The sequence below is a fragment of the Amycolatopsis melonis genome, assembly GCF_040064235.1.
Lineage (GTDB): Bacteria > Actinomycetota > Actinomycetes > Mycobacteriales > Pseudonocardiaceae > Amycolatopsis > Amycolatopsis melonis.
Map to the genome: position 1 here is coordinate 1 of NZ_JBDZYD010000016.1, position 16,353 is coordinate 16,353.

The 16,353-nt window shown below is 71.4% G+C and carries 18 protein-coding genes and 1 pseudogene; 6 read left to right on the plus strand and 13 right to left on the minus strand.

Annotated features, from left to right (window positions below; translation table 11 throughout):
- Positions 1–98: 98 nt before the first annotated feature.
- Positions 99–587, minus strand: coding sequence for a polyadenylate-specific 3'-exoribonuclease AS (locus ABJI51_RS36160; protein WP_348955609.1), 489 nt, complete (start codon positions 585–587; stop codon positions 99–101).
- Between the two features lie 19 nt (positions 588–606).
- Entirely contained in the window at positions 607–1,368 is a 762-nt protein-coding gene (locus ABJI51_RS36165) for a lysophospholipid acyltransferase family protein (protein ID WP_348955610.1), read from the minus strand.
- 212 nt (positions 1,369–1,580) lie between these two features.
- Between ABJI51_RS36165 and ABJI51_RS36170 the strand changes: the two genes are divergently transcribed.
- Genes ABJI51_RS36170 through ABJI51_RS36180 form a run of 3 tightly spaced genes read left to right on the plus strand, consistent with a single transcriptional unit; the run spans position 1,581 to position 3,980 of the window.
- Entirely contained in the window at positions 1,581–2,348 is a 768-nt protein-coding gene (locus ABJI51_RS36170) for an alpha/beta hydrolase (protein WP_348955611.1), read from the plus strand.
- Complete coding sequence (locus ABJI51_RS36175; RefSeq protein WP_348955612.1) at positions 2,345–2,827, plus strand: hypothetical protein; 483 nt, start codon at positions 2,345–2,347, stop codon at positions 2,825–2,827. The genes ABJI51_RS36170 and ABJI51_RS36175 overlap by 4 nt, the downstream gene beginning before the upstream one ends.
- 13 nt (positions 2,828–2,840) lie before the next feature.
- The gene (locus ABJI51_RS36180; RefSeq protein WP_348955613.1) at positions 2,841–3,980 is read left to right on the plus strand and encodes a glutamate--cysteine ligase; all 1,140 of its coding nucleotides are present in this window, start codon (positions 2,841–2,843) and stop codon (positions 3,978–3,980) included.
- On the opposite strand, the gene ABJI51_RS36185 is transcribed toward ABJI51_RS36180, so the two are convergent.
- On the minus strand, positions 3,977–4,819 hold the full coding sequence (locus ABJI51_RS36185) for an NUDIX domain-containing protein (protein WP_348955614.1): 843 nt from the start codon (positions 4,817–4,819) through the stop codon (positions 3,977–3,979). The genes ABJI51_RS36180 and ABJI51_RS36185 overlap by 4 nt on opposite strands.
- 34 nt (positions 4,820–4,853) lie before the next feature.
- Here ABJI51_RS36185 and ABJI51_RS36190 point away from each other — a divergent pair, with 34 nt between their 5' ends.
- Complete coding sequence (locus ABJI51_RS36190; protein WP_348955615.1) at positions 4,854–5,321, plus strand: SMI1/KNR4 family protein; 468 nt, start codon at positions 4,854–4,856, stop codon at positions 5,319–5,321.
- 25 nt (positions 5,322–5,346) lie between these two features.
- On the opposite strand, the gene ABJI51_RS36195 is transcribed toward ABJI51_RS36190, so the two are convergent.
- From ABJI51_RS36195 to ABJI51_RS36220, 6 genes are read right to left on the minus strand one after another with little or no spacing between them, the layout of a single operon-like run.
- Entirely contained in the window at positions 5,347–6,285 is a 939-nt protein-coding gene (locus ABJI51_RS36195; protein ID WP_348955883.1) for an ROK family protein, read from the minus strand.
- Between the two features lie 15 nt (positions 6,286–6,300).
- Positions 6,301–6,696, minus strand: coding sequence for a hypothetical protein (locus ABJI51_RS36200; protein ID WP_348955616.1), 396 nt, complete (start codon positions 6,694–6,696; stop codon positions 6,301–6,303).
- A complete protein-coding gene (locus ABJI51_RS36205) occupies positions 6,693–7,820 on the minus strand; it encodes an ArsA family ATPase (protein WP_348955617.1) in 1,128 nt (375 codons plus the stop codon). The genes ABJI51_RS36200 and ABJI51_RS36205 overlap by 4 nt, the downstream gene beginning before the upstream one ends.
- Before the next feature lies 1 nt (position 7,821).
- Positions 7,822–8,256: an SRPBCC family protein gene (locus ABJI51_RS36210; protein ID WP_348955618.1), complete on the minus strand. Its 435-nt coding sequence runs from the start codon at positions 8,254–8,256 to the stop codon at positions 7,822–7,824.
- Between the two features lie 27 nt (positions 8,257–8,283).
- Positions 8,284–9,078, minus strand: coding sequence for a metallophosphoesterase family protein (locus tag ABJI51_RS36215; protein WP_348955619.1), 795 nt, complete (start codon positions 9,076–9,078; stop codon positions 8,284–8,286).
- Between the two features lie 11 nt (positions 9,079–9,089).
- Positions 9,090–9,500 (minus strand): polyketide cyclase / dehydrase and lipid transport, encoded by a 411-nt coding sequence (locus tag ABJI51_RS36220; protein WP_348955620.1) that lies wholly within the window; start codon positions 9,498–9,500, stop codon positions 9,090–9,092.
- A gap of 128 nt (positions 9,501–9,628) precedes the next feature.
- On the opposite strand from ABJI51_RS36220, the gene ABJI51_RS36225 reads away from it, so the two are divergent.
- A complete protein-coding gene (locus ABJI51_RS36225; protein ID WP_348955621.1) occupies positions 9,629–11,425 on the plus strand; it encodes an AMP-dependent synthetase/ligase in 1,797 nt (598 codons plus the stop codon).
- 120 nt (positions 11,426–11,545) lie between these two features.
- On the opposite strand, the gene ABJI51_RS36230 is transcribed toward ABJI51_RS36225, so the two are convergent.
- The 4 genes from ABJI51_RS36230 to ABJI51_RS36245 are packed head-to-tail and all read right to left on the minus strand — an operon-like array spanning position 11,546 to position 16,024.
- Positions 11,546–12,910, minus strand: a complete 1,365-nt coding sequence (locus ABJI51_RS36230) for a GH1 family beta-glucosidase (protein WP_348955622.1) — start codon at positions 12,908–12,910, stop codon at positions 11,546–11,548.
- Positions 12,911–12,926: 16 nt separating this feature from the next.
- Positions 12,927–13,814 carry a carbohydrate ABC transporter permease gene (locus tag ABJI51_RS36235; RefSeq protein WP_348955624.1) on the minus strand — a complete coding sequence of 296 codons (888 nt, stop codon included), beginning with the start codon at positions 13,812–13,814 and terminating at the stop codon, positions 12,927–12,929.
- Positions 13,815–13,823: 9 nt separating this feature from the next.
- A complete protein-coding gene (locus ABJI51_RS36240) occupies positions 13,824–14,750 on the minus strand; it encodes a carbohydrate ABC transporter permease (RefSeq protein ID WP_348955625.1) in 927 nt (308 codons plus the stop codon).
- Positions 14,750–16,024, minus strand: coding sequence for an ABC transporter substrate-binding protein (locus tag ABJI51_RS36245; protein WP_348955626.1), 1,275 nt, complete (start codon positions 16,022–16,024; stop codon positions 14,750–14,752). The genes ABJI51_RS36240 and ABJI51_RS36245 overlap by 1 nt, the downstream gene beginning before the upstream one ends.
- 156 nt (positions 16,025–16,180) lie before the next feature.
- Between ABJI51_RS36245 and ABJI51_RS36250 the strand changes: the two are divergent.
- Positions 16,181–16,321 (plus strand): annotated as a pseudogene (locus tag ABJI51_RS36250) (LacI family DNA-binding transcriptional regulator); the annotation flags it as partial.
- Positions 16,322–16,353 lie beyond the last annotated feature (32 nt).

Sequence of the window (16,353 nt, forward strand, 5' to 3'; positions counted from 1 at the left end):
CGAGCTGCCGGGGCCGGGTGGTCGCGCCGCTGTGGTGTCTTGAATGACTCATTCAGGTCTTCGGAGGTCCTGAATGAGTCATTCAAGACACCCGGGGCTCAGCGGCGCCGGAAGTACTCCTCGATCACTTCCCACCGAGCCAGGTTGTGCCGGGCGTCGGCCAGGGCGTCGTGCTGGTCGGTCGGGGCCGCCGGGAGCTTTGGCTTGCCCGCGTCCTCCCAGCGCTGGCGCAGGTCGCGCGTGAAGCGGGGCAGCTGGCGTGGCAACGCCGGCATCGGGCCCCACAGCTGGGCCAGTGCCACGTGGTCGTACGCCGCGAACCAGGCCCACAGCTCGATGCCGCCCGGGGGCTTGCCGAAGAACTCCAGGAGGTCGTTGCGGATCTTCTCGCGGCTTCGCCACGCCGGGTCCGCGGGTGAGGGCAGCTTGTCCAGCACGTTGTCGCGGACCCATGCTCCCGCGCGTGCCGGGTCGAACTCCGTCGAGACCGCGTAGAACTCGCGGCCGCGCTCGTCAACGACACCGATCGACACCAGATCGATCGTCACGCCGTCCTCGATGAATTCGGTGTCGTAGAAAAACCGCACCGGTGAACACTAGTAGAAGTCAGCCGACCTTCGAATCCGGTACCCGGGCCGCGTCGCGGGCCGCCGGCTGGGACGGGACCTCCGGCTTGACGCCTGCCGCCTCGGCCGCCATCAGCTCCTTGGCCTTCGCCGCGTAGATGTCGACGTACTCCTGGCCCGACAGCTCCATCAGCGCGTACATGATCTCGTCGGTGATCGACCGCTCGATGAACCGGTCGCCCGCCAGTCCTTCGTAGCGGGAGAAGTCCAGCGGCTTGCCGAAGCGGACCTCGAGGCGGCGCGGCCACCACATCTTCGAGCCGATGGGGTTGACCTTGTCGGTGCCGATCATCGCCACCGGGATCACCACGCCGCCGGACTCCAGCGCGATGCGGGCGACGCCCGTCTTGCCCTTGTACAGCCTGCCGTCCGGGGAGCGGGTGCCCTCGGGGTAGATGCCGAGCAGGTGCCCGGACTTCACCAGCCGGATCGCCGTGTCGAGCGCGGCCTGCGCGGCGTTGCCGCCGGAGCGGTCGATCGGGAACTGGCCGACGCCGGTGAAGAACCACTTCTTGAGCGTGCCCTTGAAGCCGGGCTCGGTGAAGTACTCGGACTTGGCCGGGAAGGTGACCTTGCGCTTGACCCGCAGCGGCATGAAGAACGAGTCCGCGACCGCCAGGTGGTTGCCCGCCAGGATCGCGCCACCGGTCTCGGGGATGTTCTCGGCGCCGACGACCTTGGTCGGCCAGAGCGCCTTGAGCAGCGGTCCGAGGAACACCCACTTCATGAGCCAGTACAGCACCGGTGCCTCAGTCCTCCATCGCAGCTCAATCCCCTGACCACCCGCGTCGGACAGCCTACGAACCCCGGCACCCGCGGCACAACGGAGACCACCCGGTTACCACGTGGCAGCGATCGAACTCACAGCGAATTCCGGGCCCGGGCGGAGCCCCACAACGCTCGCCGGGCGTGAGAGCATGGAGGGACTGCACCGCTCACACGGAAGGCGATCGCATGGGCGTGCTCGCCGGCGCGGAACCGTTCGGCCACACCGGTTCGGCCGAAACCGGGTTCCTGCTCTGCCACGGGTTCACCGGCACCCCGGCGAGCATGCGGGCCTGGGGTGACCACCTGGCCGGGGCCGGGTTCACGGTGCGCTGCCCGCTGCTGCCGGGCCACGGCACCCGCTGGCAGGACCTCAACCGCACGACGTGGGAGGACTGGTACGGCGCCGTCCGCGAGGCGCTGCTCGCGCTGCTGGCGACGTGCCGGACCGTGTTCGTCGGCGGCCTGTCCATGGGCGGCACGCTCACCCTGCGCCTCGCCGAGGAGTTCGGCGACCGGATCGCCGGGATCGTCCTGGTCAACCCGTCGGTGACGCGGCTGAAGTGGGACACGCGGCTGCTGCCGGTGCTGGGCCGGGTGGTCCCGTCGGTGCCGGCGATCGCGAACGACATCAAGAAGCCGGGCGAGACCGAGCTGGCCTACCCGCGGACGCCGGTGCGCGCGGCGGCGAGCCTGGCGCGGCTGTGGGCGATCGTGCGCGCGGACCTGGCGAAGGTGACCCAGCCGGTGCTGCTGCTGCACTCGTCGGTCGACCACGTCGTCGAGCCGGTCAACTCCCAGCTGGTGCTCCGTGGCGTTTCGAGCACCGACGTCACCGAGGTGGTGCTGGAGAACAGTTACCACGTGGCGACGCAGGACAACGACGCGGAGGTGATCTTCACGCGCAGCGTGGAGTTCGCGAAGGCGCACGCCGGACAACCCGAGGAGACCGCATGAGCCGGGGGAAGGACGGGCCGGAGGACGTCGACGCGACGTTCGCCGAGATCGTCGCCGACCTGCGGGCAGGCGGGTTCGGGCTGCCCGAGGAGGACGTCGCCGAGAGCGAGTCGCGGAAGACGCCGGAGCGGGCGCCCGAGCCGCCGCCGGTGGACACCCCGCCGGAGCCGGGCTGGCGGTCCGGGGGCACGTCGTGGGACACGACGATGTTCTCCGACGACCCCGCCGGCGACGACGAGCACTACGTCCCGCCGGAGCCGCCGCCGCTGCCCCGGCCGAGGCTGGGCGCGTTCCTCATCCTGCTGCTGTTCCTGGCCGGGCTGTTCCTGCTGATCCTGCCCGGCGCGATCGGCGTGGGCCCGACGGTGGCGACGCCGCTGGGCATCCTCGCGCTGGCGACGTCGATCGCCCTGCTGCTGCTCCGCGTCCGGCAGGGGCCGCCGCCCGGCGCGGACCCCAGCAACGGCGCCCAGGTCTGATCCGCCGACGGCGATGCACATCGAGTTCAGCCCTTCGCGGCGATCGACCGTCGGCGCGGAATGGGAGCTGGGCCTGGTCGACCGGCGCAGCGGCGAGCTGTCCTCGGTGGCCGAGCGGATCCTCGAGGCGGTCCGCCCGGACGGGCAGGCCGAGCACCCGAAGATCAAGCAGGAGCTGCTGCTCAACACCATCGAGATCATCACCGGCGTCTGCGATACGATCGCCGAGATCAAGGCCGACCTGAACGACTCGCTCGACGTCGTGCACCGCGTCGCCGACCCGCTGGGCGTGGAGATGTTCTCGGCCGGGACGCACCCGTTCTCGAACTGGTACCAGCAGAAGGTCACCGACAAGGAGCGCTACGCCAAGCTGATCGACCGGACCCAGTGGTGGGGACGGCAGATGCTGATCTACGGCGTCCACATCCACGTCGGCATCGACCACCGCGACAAGGTGCTGCCGATCCTCGACGCGCTGCTGAACTACGCGCCGCACCTGCAGGCGTTGTCGGCGTCGTCGCCGTACTGGGGCGCCGAGGACACCGGGTACGCGTCGAACCGGGCGCTGATGTTCCAGCAGCTGCCGACGGCCGGGCTGCCGTTCCAGTTCCGGAAGTGGGCGGAGCTGGAAAGCTACGTCGAGGACATGTTCACCACCGGCGTCATCGACCACTTTTCGGAGATCCGCTGGGACATCCGGCCGTCGCCGAAGCTGGGCACGATCGAGATGCGCGTCTGCGACGGGCTGCCGACGCTGGAGGAGGTCGGCGCGATCGCGGCGCTGACGCAGTGCCTGGTCGACGACTTCAGCGAGCGCCTCGACGACGGCGAGATCCTGCCGTCGCTGCCGCCGTGGCACGTCCAGGAGAACAAGTGGCGCGCGGCCCGCTACGGCACCGACGCGATCGTCATCCTGGACGCGGCCGGGCACGAGCGGCTGGTCACCGACGACATCGTGGACCTGCTCGACCGGCTGGAGCCGGTGGCGCGGCGCCTGGACTGCGTGGCGGAGCTGCGCGACGTCGAGACGATCCTGCGGTACGGGCCGAGCTACCAGCGGCAGCGGGCGGTGGCCGAGCGGCACAAGGGCAGCCTCAAGGCCGTGATGGCGTCGCTGGTCGCCGAGATGCGCGACGGGATCGCCCGCGACTAGAGCCGGTCCAGCCGGGTCCGCAGCGTGCCGGGGCCGAGGATCGACGCGCCGAGTGCTTCGACCCGCCGTTTCAGCTCCCGGTCGGCTGTCGCGACGAGAATCCGGGCCTGCTGCCGCGCCACGACCTCGACGATCTTCGAGTCCCCGTCGCTGTCGGCGGCGACGACCTCGACCCCGGGCACGGCCTGGACGTGCTTGGCCTGCCCTTCGACGACGAGGATCACGCGCGGCCACCAGGTCAGCGCGGGGTCGTCCGGATCGGCCAGTCCGGCGGCGGGCAGCTTGGCGAGCTGGTCGCGCAGGCGTTCGGCGGCCCCGTGCCGGTCACGCCACCAGCCGTCCGGCCGCGAGCCGACGACGTTGGCGGCGTCGACGACCAGGACCAGCTCCTGCCCGACGCGTTGCCGCAGGTCCGGCCAGGCGGCGGCGAAGTCGCGGTGCAGCGGGTAGCCGGGGACGTCGTCGGGATCCACCCAGCGCACCTCCGCACTTTCGGTGTTGGCCACCCGCGCCTCGGCGCCCTCGGCGACGGCGAGCACGGTGGTGTAGCTCCAGTCCCCATGATCCACCACGGAGGCCGAGACGGTCCGGAAGGCCTCGGCGGGCACGGAGGCCTCTTCGAAGGCCTCCCGGGCAGCGGCGGTGACGGCGGTCTCCCCGGCTTCGATGGCCCCACCGGGCAGCGCCCAGGTCCGGCCGTGATGCACCCACCAGGCGCGGCGCTGCAGCAGCACCCCGCGCGCGGGATCGACGAGCAGCAACCCGGCGGCACCGTAGCGGCCCCAGTGCAGCCGTCCGCAGGAACAGCGGACGAACACGCTCGCGGACAGGGAACTCACCCGTCCAGCCTGGCACAGTCCTACGCTGGGCGGCATGACCCGCTTCGACCGGCTCAAGCCCACGTTCTGGGAGGACGGACCCGGCGAAGCCGCGACGGACGACACGCTCGCCGCCGCCGAGCGGGAGCTGGGAGTGCGGTTGCCCGCGGAGCTGGCCGAGCTGCTGCGCCTGCGGGACGGCGGAACCGTCGCCGCGCACTGCGACGCCTTCCCGACACGCGAGCCGACGTCGTGGAGCGAGACACATGTCCCGTTCGAGCTGCTCAACGGAATCGCTTCGCTGCTCGACTCGGCCTACCTGATCGGCGAGTGGGACCTGCCGGAGCGGCTCGTGCTGCTGTCGGGCGACGGGCCCACGTGGATCGGCCTCGACTACCGCCGGTCGCCGGTCCCGGCGGTGACGTGGTTCGACGCGGACTTCGGCACCGAGCTGGCGCTGGCCCCGACGTTCCGCGAGTTCGCCGAAGGGCTCGTTCCCTCGGCGAGCTTTCCCCTGGCCTGACCGGTCCGGCGCGTTGGGGCCGGGGTCAGACCGGGGCCTTTGCCGCCTCCAGGGCCAGGGCAGCCGCGCCCACGATCGCCGTGTCGTCGCCCAGGTGGGCCGTCCTGATGCGGGCCAGCGGGCGGTGCCTGGCTCCCGTGATCGCGCCCGCGTAGTGTTCGCGGGCTTCGTCCAGGAACAGCGGGGCCGACTCCGACACCCCTCCGCCGATCACGATGATCTCCGGGTCGAACACGTCCGCCACCAGGGCCAGGCCCTCGCCGAGCCACTTGGCCAGCTCGGCCATCGCCAGCTGGGCGATCGGGTCGCCGTCGCGGGCCGCTCCGGCCACTCGCCTGCCCGTCACCGAGCCCGGGTCGCCTGCCACCTGGGGGGCCAGGACCGTCGAGCGGCCCGGGTGGCGGGCCAGCAGCTCCACCGCCGTCGCCGCCAAGGCCGTTCCGCTGCAGTAGCGCTCCCAGCAGCCGTACTTGCCGCACGGACACGGCCGGCCGCCGCGGACCACCGTCAGGTGGCCCAGCTCGGGGGCCACTCCGTACGCTCCGCGGTACAGCTTTCCGTCCAGCAGCAGGCCTGCGCCGATGCCCGTGCCCAGTGCCACCAGGGCCGCCACCTGGGCGCCGCGGGCCGCGCCGAAGCGGTGCTCGCCCACGATGGCCGAATTGACGTCGTGTTCCAGCAGGACCGGCAGGCCCACGCGCTTCTCGATGCGGTCCGCCACCGGGGCGCCGCGCCAGGCCAGGTGGGGGGCGAACATCACCGAGCGGCGGTCGCGGGCCACGAAACCCGCCACCGCCAGGCCCACCCCGGCCACGTCGTGGCGGTTGCGGAGATCCTCGACCACGCCCGCGATGGCGTCCTCGAGGGCGCCCTCCTCGGTCGGTGTCGCGACGCGTGCCGTGTCGAGCAGGGAGCCGCGCTCGTCCACCACGCCCGCGCGGATGCTCGTCCCGCCGACGTCCACCCCTATCGTCCGCACTCAGCTCTCCCACTCGTCGCGCCGGCGGACGGTGATGTGCTGCACCCGCGGCGACTCGCGCGGCCGGTCCGGCCGCGGTGCCGGCCGGAACCCTGGCATGTGCACGCCCTCGTCCGGCTCCCAGCGGTCGGCGAGCACCGCGCGCAGCAGGGCGACCAGCTGCGCCAGCTGCTCGACCAGCCGCGTCACCAGCTCGGGACGTTCACCCCGCACCACGGCGACGATCGCACACAGGGGGCACCAGCCGCACGCCGAGCCATCCTGCCGGGGCTCTTCCGTGCTGCCGTGGCCTGCCGCGACGACGCCTTCGAGCCACGGCGCCGCCTTCTCCGCGACCAGCTCGGCCAGCAGCCGGATCTCCTCCGCCAGGCGCGGCCCGTGTTCCTCTTCGCTCACCCGCGTCCCCGGTTCCCGGCCAGGCTCACCAGCAGGCCGTCGGCGTCGGATTCCGCGCCGGTGATCCGGCACGCCCGCAGCGACTCCGGCAGGGCGATCAGCCTGCGGAAGCCGTCCACGGTGATCGCCAGGTCGTCGTCGACGCGGGCGAGGTCGACCTCGGCGTCCCGCGCGAGCGGGATCGCGATGCGCAGCGTGTACCCGCCGGTGGCGGGCCGCACCCGCAGCAGCGGGGTGACCGGGGTGCCGTTGCCGTCCAGGGGGTCTTCGCCGCGGTACAGCTCGGCGGCGATCTCCAGCAGCGCGGGCAGCCCGACCGGCTCGGCGGCCCGGTGCTCGACCCGCGCGACCGGCGCGATCCCGGCCGCGGCCAGCTCGGCGAGCACGGCGTCCTGCTGCGCGCGGCGCGTCCGCAGCCACGTCGCCGCGCCGCCGCGCCAGAACCCGGGCGCGGGCATCAGCCGGTTGGCGATCAGGCCGTCGACGGCGATGCCGCGCAGGGCCAGGGAACTGAGGGTGCGCCGCGCCTCGGCGACGACGACCCGCTCGGGCGTCAGGACCAGCCGGACCGTGGTCACCGACGGCTCGGTCAGCAGCGCGCGCAGGCCGTCGAGGTGGGTGCCGAGCTTGCGCACGGAATCGGTGACGCGGCGGCCGAACACCCGGCTCAGATAGCCGGCGACGGCTTCGGGCAGCGCCAGCAGCCGCAGTGTCTCGGCCGTCGGCCCGCAGTCGACGACGACGGTCTCCCACGGGCCGTCCTCGGCCAGGCGGCGGACCTCGGTGAGGGCGAGCAGCTCGTCGACGCCCGGCAGCACGGTCAGCTCTTCGGCGTCCAATGTGTCCAGGCCCGCGCCGGACAGCGTTTGCTGCAGCTCGGCCCGCAGCCGGTGCCAGCTGCTGTCGACCAGGGTGCGCGAGTCGATCTGCCCCGCGGAGAGGAGGGTGTCCACTTCGGACGGCTCGGCGCCGAGGGCGCGGCCGTAGGCGTCGGCGAGCGAGTGCGCCGGGTCGGTCGAGACGACCAGGGTCTTCCTGCCGCGGGCGGCGAGGGCGGCGCCGGTGGCCGCGGCCAGCGTGGTCTTCCCGACACCCCCCTTGCCGGTGAACAGCAGGATCCGCACGCTAGGCCTCGGCCCGCTTCTTGAGCTCCTTCAGCGCGGTGTCCATGACCATCTTCTCGGCCTTGCGGCGCAGCAGCCCGATCATCGGCAGCGCCAGCTCGACCGACAGCGTGTAGGTGACCCGCGTCCGGCCGCCGAGGTCCTCCAGCGCGTACCGGCCGTTCTGCGCCTTCTGCATCTGGCCCTTGACCAGGTGCCAGCTGACGCCGAGGCCGTCTTCGTCCCAGTCGTATTCGAGGGTGTAGACGTCCTTGATCGGGCCCGCGTCGAGGGTGAGCTTGACCTGCCTGGCCCGCCCGTCACCACCGGTTTCGAGGACCTCGGTCTGCCGGACGGCCTTGGCCCATTCCGGGTAGGCGGGGAAGTCGGCGATCACGGCCATCACCCGGCTGGGCTCGGCGTCGACCTCGATGGACTGTGTGGACTGCTCGGCCATGGGTCGAAGCGTAGCCGCCGCGGTTGGTCACCAGCGCAGCACGTAGGGCTGCCCGGTCTCCTTGAAGTGACCCACGTTACGGCACTCGGTCAGGCCGACCCGGGCGCGCGGGGCGAGGGGCTGGTGCACGTGCCCGAACACCGACCAGCGCGGCCGCTGCGTGCGGATCAGCTCCAGCAGGGCCGCCGAGCCCAGCTCGCTGCGGCGGGCCACGACGTCGTAGGTCAGCTCGGGCAGCGCGGGCGGGGCGTGCGTGCAGAGCACGTCGACGTCGGTGAGCGCGGCGACGCTGCGCTCGTAGTCCGCGCGCTCCCGCAGGTAGGGGCGCCAGGCGGCGCCCTTGCGGGGCCGCGGGACGACGCCGTCGGGCAGCAGCGCGCCGCCGACGAACCCGAACCGCAGGCCACCGATCTCGGCCACGGCGCCGTCGAGGATTTCGATGCCCTCGCCGGCGAACTCGGGCCACAGCGCCGGGGTGTCGACGTTGCCGGGGGTGGCGTACGTGGGCGCGGTCATCGCCGCGAAGAGCGTCTCGTACTGGGCGTGGATGGCCTCGTCGACCGCGGCGGCCGGGTCGTCGAGGCTCGCCCAGAGCGTGCGCGAGTAGGCAACGGTTTCGTCACGGGTGCCCTCGCGGCGCAGCCGCGCGAACTCGCCGACCTTCTCCCCGCCGAACAGGGCGCCCATGATGCCCTTGTCGTGGTCGCGGTAGTCGACGAAGTCGATCAGGTCGCCCAGCACGACCAGGGCGTCGGCCCCGTCCCCCGCCCGCTTCAGCGCGTCGGCGTTGCCGTGCACGTCCGAGACGACGTGTACCCGCACCCCTGGTCCCCTTAGCCCTCGCCCCGCGGAGGCACGCCGGGCTCGCGCCCGTCCTCCAGGATCTCCTTGAGCCCGAGGGCGATCGCCTTCGCCGCCCGCGCCCGCCGGTCGAACTCCCGGCGCAGCTTGCGCGGCGCCAGCGCCCGCGGCGTCCCCGCCGCGTCCGCGGGCGTCGCCCGCAGGAAGTAGTGCAGCAGGGTGCCGTCGAGCACCGGCTCGAGCCAGACCTCCATCGTACCGACGAGGGCGCCGCGCACGGTCCAGCGCAGGCCCTTGTCGCCCCGGTCGGTGTAGACCTGCAGGACCAGGTCCGGCCAGTAGCGCGGCCAGGAGGCGGGGTCGGCGAAGACGGCGGCCACGGTGGACGGCGGGACCGCGAGGAACGTCTCGTCGACGATGTCGAGGGCGGGTGGCGCGTTCACGGTGCGAAGAATGTCACGGCCTCGCTCTGCACGGACGATCAGCATGGTCTTAAGGTGCTCACCACGCTAAGTTGACTGGCGGGTAACAGCGGTGTCACCTACCGCACGCGTTGAACACGGAGGTCCACGTGCGCGAATACAGCGCTCCCGCCGGGAAGCCGGTGGCCGACGACGAGAACATGTCCGACGTCGTCTGGGCGAACGCCGAGCGGTTCTCCGACGTGGTGAGCTTCCGCCGCCAGGTCGAGGGCAGCTGGCTCGACGTGACCGCCAAGGAGTTCGCGGCCGAGGTGCTGGCCGTGGCCAAGGGCATGGCGAAGGCAGGCATCGGCCGCGGTGACCGCGTCGCGCTCATGTCGAAGACGCGCTACGAGTGGACGCTGATCGACTTCGCGATCTGGGCCGCCGGGGCGGTCACCGTCCCGATCTACGACACCTCCTCCCCCGAGCAGGTGCACTGGATCCTCTCCGACTCGGCCGCCAAGGCCGTGTTCGTCGAGACGACCGCGCACGCCCGCGCGGTCGAGGAGGTCCGCGACCGGCTCACCGACCTGCAGAACACCTGGCAGATCGAGGGCGACACCCCCGCCGTCGAGATGCTCGCCGCGCTCGGCGCCGACCTGTCCGACGACGAGCTGCACGACCGGCGCCGCGAGGTGACCGCGAACGACCTCGCCACGATCGTCTACACCTCGGGCACCACCGGGCGGCCCAAGGGCGTCGAGCTGACCCACCGCAACCTGCTGGCCGAGATCCGCGCCGACATCGAGGCGTTCCCGCAGCTGATGGAGCAGGGCAACTCGCTGCTGTGCTTCCTGCCGCTGGCGCACGTGCTGGCCCGCGCGATCGCGGTGACGGCGCTGACCGCCCGCGTCACCCTCGGGCACACCCCGGACGTCAAGAACCTGGTCGCCGACCTCGGCACGTTCCGGCCGACGTTCGTCGTCGCCGTGCCGCGCGTGTTCGAGAAGGTCTACAACTCGGCGAAGCAGAAGGCCCACAGCGAGGGCAAGGGCAAGATCTTCGACGCCGCCGAGGCGGTGGCCGTCGCCTACAGCGAAGCGCAGGACACCGGCGGCGCCGGGCTGGGCCTGAAGCTCAAGCACCTGGCGTTCGACAAGCTGGTCTACGGCAAGCTGCGCGCGGCGCTGGGCGGCCGGTGCGTGGCGGCGGTGTCCGGCGGCGCGCCGCTGGGTGCCCGGCTGGCGCACTTCTTCCGCGGCATCGGCGTCCCGGTGTTCGAGGGCTACGGCCTCACCGAGACGTCGGCGGCGGCGAACGTCAACACGCAGACGGCGTTCCGCGTCGGCACGGTCGGCAAGCCGGTCAGCGGCACGTCGGTCCGCATCGCCGACGACGGCGAGGTCCTGCTCAAGGGCGACGTCGTGTTCCGGGCGTACTACAACAACCCGCAGGCGACGAAGGAAGCGCTGACCGACGGCTGGTTCCACACCGGCGACCTCGGCGAGCTGGACGCCGACGGCTTCCTCAAGATCACCGGCCGCAAGAAGGAGATCATCGTGACCGCGGGCGGCAAGAACGTCGCCCCGTCCGGCCTCGAGGACACGATCAAGGCGTCCCCGCTGGTGAGCCAGGCGATGGTGGTCGGCGACCAGCGCCCGTTCATCGCGGCACTGGTGACGGTGGACGAGGAGTACTTCCCGTCGTGGAAGTCCCAGCACGGCAAGCCCGAGTCGGCGACCGTCGCGGACCTGGCGTCGGACCCGGACCTGCTGGCCGAGATCCAGGCCGCGGTCGACGAGGCGAACAAGTCGGTGTCCAAGGCCGAGGCGATCAAGAAGTTCACCGTGCTGACCAACGACTTCACCGAGGCAGGCGGCGAGATCACGCCGAGCCTGAAGCTGAAGCGCAACGTGGTGTCGAAGAACTACGCGGACGCGATCGAGAGTCTCTACAAGAAGTAGGCGGGAAGCAGCGCCGGGTGTCTTGGTCTGCCGTGGCTTGTCGTGAGTGAGAAACAGTGTTCTAACGCTGTTTCTCACTCACGACCGGCTGGGCAAGGCGGAGTCCGTGGGACCCGCGCTTTACCGGCCGCGCTGGGCGGCGATCTGGTCGCGGTACCAGTGGTAGCTGGCCCGCGGGGTGCGCTGCTGGGTCGTGTAGTCCACGTGGACCAGGCCGAAGCGGTGCTTGTACCCGTGCGCCCACTCGAAGTTGTCCAGCAGGGACCAGCAGAAGTAACCCCGCAGGTCCACGCCCGCCGCGAGGGCCGTGCGGGCCGCCGTCAGGTGCTCGCTCAGGTACGTGATGCGCTCGTAGTCGGCGAAGCCGCTGCGGTCCGGGTACACGCAGCCGTTCTCCGTGACGTACATCGGGGGCAGGCCCGGGTAGCGGTTGTGCAGCCCCACCAGTGCTTCGGTGAGGCCTTCCGGCTCCACCGGCCAGCCCATGCCCGTGCGCGGGACGTCCGGCAGGCGCGAGGTGTCCACGCCGATGTCGGCCGCCGTGCGCAGGGCCGGGTCCGGCTCGCGGTACGGCGCGTCCGCGACGTGCAGGCGGTAGTAGTAGTTCACGCCGAGGTAGTCCAGGCGCTCGCCGATGATCGCCAGGTCGTCGTCGTGGCGGAACGAGAAGTCCGACACGCCGTCGAACATCGCCGTCAGGCCCGGGGCGTACCGGCCGCCGAACAACGGGTCGGTGAACTGGCGGCGCAGCAGCGTGTCCTGGCGGGCCGCCGCGGCCGTGTCCGCCGCCGACGACGTCACCGGCACCACCGGCGACTGGTTGAGCACGATGCCGAACTGGTGCGGCAGCGACGCCTGCGCGCGCATCGCCCGCACCGCCAGCCCGTGGCCCAGCAGCAGGTGGTGGGCGGCGGCCAGGGCGCCGTGTCCTTCCCGCGCGCCCGGCGCGTGCCGTCCTTCGCCGTAGCCCGCGACCGCGCACGGGTACGGCTCGTTGAGCGTCGTCCAGTGGTCGACGACGTCGCCGAGTTCTTCGTGCACCAGCGCCGCGTACTCGGCGAAGCGCAACGCCGTGTCGCGCGACCGCCAGCCGCCTTCGTCCTCCAGTGCCTGCGGGAGGTCCCAGTGGTACAGCGTCAGGAACGGCTCGATCCCCTTCTCCCGCAGGCCTTCCACGAGCCTGCGGTAGAAGTCCAGGCCCCGGCGTTCGACGCGGCCGCGGCCGGACGGCTGGACCCGGGGCCACGACACCGAGAACCGGTAGGCGTCCACGCCGAGGCCGGCGAGCAGGGCCAGGTCCTGCGGCCAGCGGTGGTAGTGGTCGGCCGCCGGTTCGCCGGTGTCGCCGCCTGCCACCGCGCCGGGCACCGCCGCGAAGGTGTCCCAGATGGACGGTCCGCGGCCGTCGGCGGTGGTGGCGCCCTCGATCTGGAACGCCGAGGTGGCCACACCCCAGCGGAAGCCGGGCGGGAAGCTGGATGTCACTTTGAGCTCCGGGAGGTCAGCCCTTGAGCGCGCCCTGCATGATGCCGCCGACGATCTGGCGGCCGAACAGCAGGAACACGATCAGGACGGGGACGGTGCCGATGGTCGCGGCGGTGAGCACGAGGGTGTAGTCGGTGGTGTAGCCACTGGCCAATGTGGACAGTGCGGTTTGGACGGTCGGGTTCTCCGGCACGAGCACCACCAGCGGCCAGAAGAAGTCGTTCCAGGCCTGCATGAAGGTGAACAGCCCGAGCACGGCGGCGGCCGGCCGCGCCGCGGGCAGCGCGACGTGCCAGAACAGCCGCAGCGAGCCGCAGCCGTCCATCCGCCCGGCCTCCAGCAGCTCCAGCGGCAGCGCCCGCTCGAAGTACTGGCGCATGAAGAAGACGCCGAACGCGGTGACCAGGCCGGGCACGATCACCGCCTGCAGCTGCCCGGCCCACCCGAAGTCGGCCATCATCATGTACAGCGGCACGACCCCCAGCTCGGTCGGGATCGCCTGGGTGGCGACCACGACGAGCAGCAGCGCCGTCCGCCCGCGGAAGCGCAGCTTGGCGAAGGCGAACCCGGCCAGCGTCGAGAACAGCACGACCGACACGGTGATCGTGCCCGCCACGATGAGCGAGTTCCCCAGCGCCAGCGCGAAGTCCGTCTCGTCGAAGACGCGGGCGATGTTCTCGAACAGGTGCCCGCCGGGCACCAGGACCGGCGGCACCTTGCCCACCGCCTCCGTCGTCTGCGACGAGACGACGAACGACCAGTACACCGGGAACGCCGAACCGGCCAGGATCGCGATCAGCGCGGCGTAGGTCCAGGGGCTCGCGACCCGTCTGCCGAGGCGCCGGATCCGGCCGGGCGAGGCCGCGGGCGGCGCCGGCGCGGCCGGGGTCAGCACGGAAGTCATGTCCGCTCCTCAATCCGTTTGGATGCGCCGGGTCACCAGGTAGGACACGCCCGCGACGAGCATCGTGGCCACCGCCAGCACCAGCGCGATCGCCGAGCTGTAGCCGAAGTCGTACTTGGTGAAGCCCTGCTCGTAGAGGTAGAGCGCGGCGGTCTGGAACTGCCGGTCCGAACCACCCGTGGCGGCGGCCGTGCCCGGGTTGAACAGCAGCGGCTCGGCGAGCAGCCGCATGTTCCCGGTCGTCGCGATCACCGTCGAGAAGATGATCTGCGGCCGCAGCAGCGGCACGGTGATCCGCCAGAACTGCTGCCACCCACGGGCGCCGTCGAGGGTGGCCGCCTCGTACATGCTGGCCGGGATCGCCTGCATCGAGGCCAGGAAGATCAGCGCGTGGTAGCCGGTCCAGCGCCACACCACCATCGCCGCGATGGCCGTGTGCGACGTCGCGGTGCCTGCCTGCCAGTCGACCTGGCCGGCCCCGAACCAGCTCAGCACCCAGTTCACCAGGCCGAAGTCCCGGCCGAACAGCTGCGCGAAGATGATCGTCACCGCCGCCACCGAGGTGATGTTCGGCAGGATCATGCCCATCCGGAACAGCGTCCGCCCGCGCAGCCTGCGGTTGAGCAGGTGCGCGATGCCGAGCGCGAAGAGGATCTGCGGGATCGTGGTCAGCAGCCACAGGCTGACCGTGTTCCCCATCGCGTTCCAGAAGTACGGGTCGTGGAACAGCAGCCGTTCGTAGTTGCCGAACCCGATGAACGTCGCGCCGTCGGCGTCGAGCAGGTTGCGCTTCTGCAGCGACACGAACGCCGTGTACAGCAGCGGGAACAGCCCGAAGACGCCGAAGATCAGGAAGTACGGGCTGATGAAGCCGAACGGCGACAGCTTGACGTCCCACTTGTGCCGCCGTTCGGCGAAGGTTTTCGCCGGAGCCATCAGCTCTGCAGCTTCGAGACGTCACCGACCAGCTGCTGCCACGCCGCCGCGCCGTCCTGCTTGCCCTGCTCGACGCGCTGCATCGCGTTGCCGAACTCGGTCTGGACGTCGCCGGCCTTCGGGCCCTGGTACTGCGGGTTCAGCTTCTTCGCCGCGTCGGTGAAGAGCTTGCCGACCGGAGCGCCCGAGAAGAACGGGTTGGTGTAGCTGGTGATCTTCGGGTCGTCGTAGAGCGACGGCGTCGAAGGCAGCAATCCCTTGCTGGTGAACACCTTCGCCTGCTGCTCGGGCGCGGTCAGCCACGCGGCCAGCTCGGCGGCTTCCTTGGTGTGCTTGCCCTGCTTGGGCACCGTCAGGTACGAGCCGCCCCAGTTGCCGCCCCCGCCGGGCACGGCCGCGACGTCCCACTTGCCCGCGGTGTCCGGCGCCTGGTCCTTGATCTTCGTCATCATCCAGGCCGGGCAGGTGACGGTGGCGAACTGGCCCTGGGTGAAGCCGGTGTTCCAGGCAGGCGTGCTGTAGAGCAGACCGGCGGAGAGGTTGTCCTTGACCGCGGCGACCACGAGGTCCCAGCCCTGCCGCAGCGCCGGGTTGCTGTCCACGACGAGCTTGTCGTTCTGGTCGTAGTAGCCGACCGGGGCCTGGCCGACGATCGCGTTGAGCACGGTCGGGCCGCCGTCCATGAACTTGACGCCGTTCGGCGCGTGCGCCTGGAACCGGCGGCCGGTGTCGAAGAACGCCTGCCAGGTCGGCCAGAGCGCGGCGACGGCGGCCCGGTCCTCGGGCAGCCCGGCGGCCTTGAACATGTCGCGGCGGTAGCAGATGGCCAGGCCGCCGACGTCGGTGCCGTAGCCGATCTGCTGGCCGCCCTTGGCCAGCGAGGCCGCCCACTTCCAGCCCAGCCAGCGGTCCTTGAGCTTGTCGCCGCCGACGGTGTTGAGGTCGACGAACTTGTCCGGCGTCGCCTTGAACTGGGCGACGTAGCCGGTGTCGATGGCTTCGACGTCCGCGGCACCGGCGCCGGTGGCCAGGTGCGCGGCGAGGTTCTTGTGGTGGTCGGAGTAGGCCGCGGTGCGCTCGGTGATCTCGATGTCCGGGTGAGCCGCCTGGTACTCCTTGATCAGGTCGGTGTAGCCGAAGTTGCCGAACAGGCCGAGGCTCAGCTTGACCTTGCCGCCGCCGGCCCCGCCGCTGCCGCACGCGCTCAGCACGGCAGCGGCGGTCAGGGCGGCACACAACGCGGCAATGGAGCGGTTTCTCGTCTTCGGGCGCATGAGATCTCCGTTGTTCTGCGGGGCCGGTCGGAAAACGCGGTCCCCATGAGAGCGCTCCCACGTGACCTTCGTCAAGTAACGAAGCAATAACGGGGACTGGCGTTTATGCAGTCTGTGCCTGTCTGCTAGAGATGTAACCGGTTACAAGCACGGAGGTCAAGGATGGTCACCGCCCGCGAGGTCGCCCAGCTGTGCGGGGTTTCCGTCGCCACCGTGTCGCGGGTCTTCAACCGGCCCGCCGCGGTCAGCGCGGCGACGCGCGAACGCGTCGAGCGCGTGGCGCGGGAGCTGGATTTCTCGCCGAACGAGTCGGCACGCGCGCTGTCGCG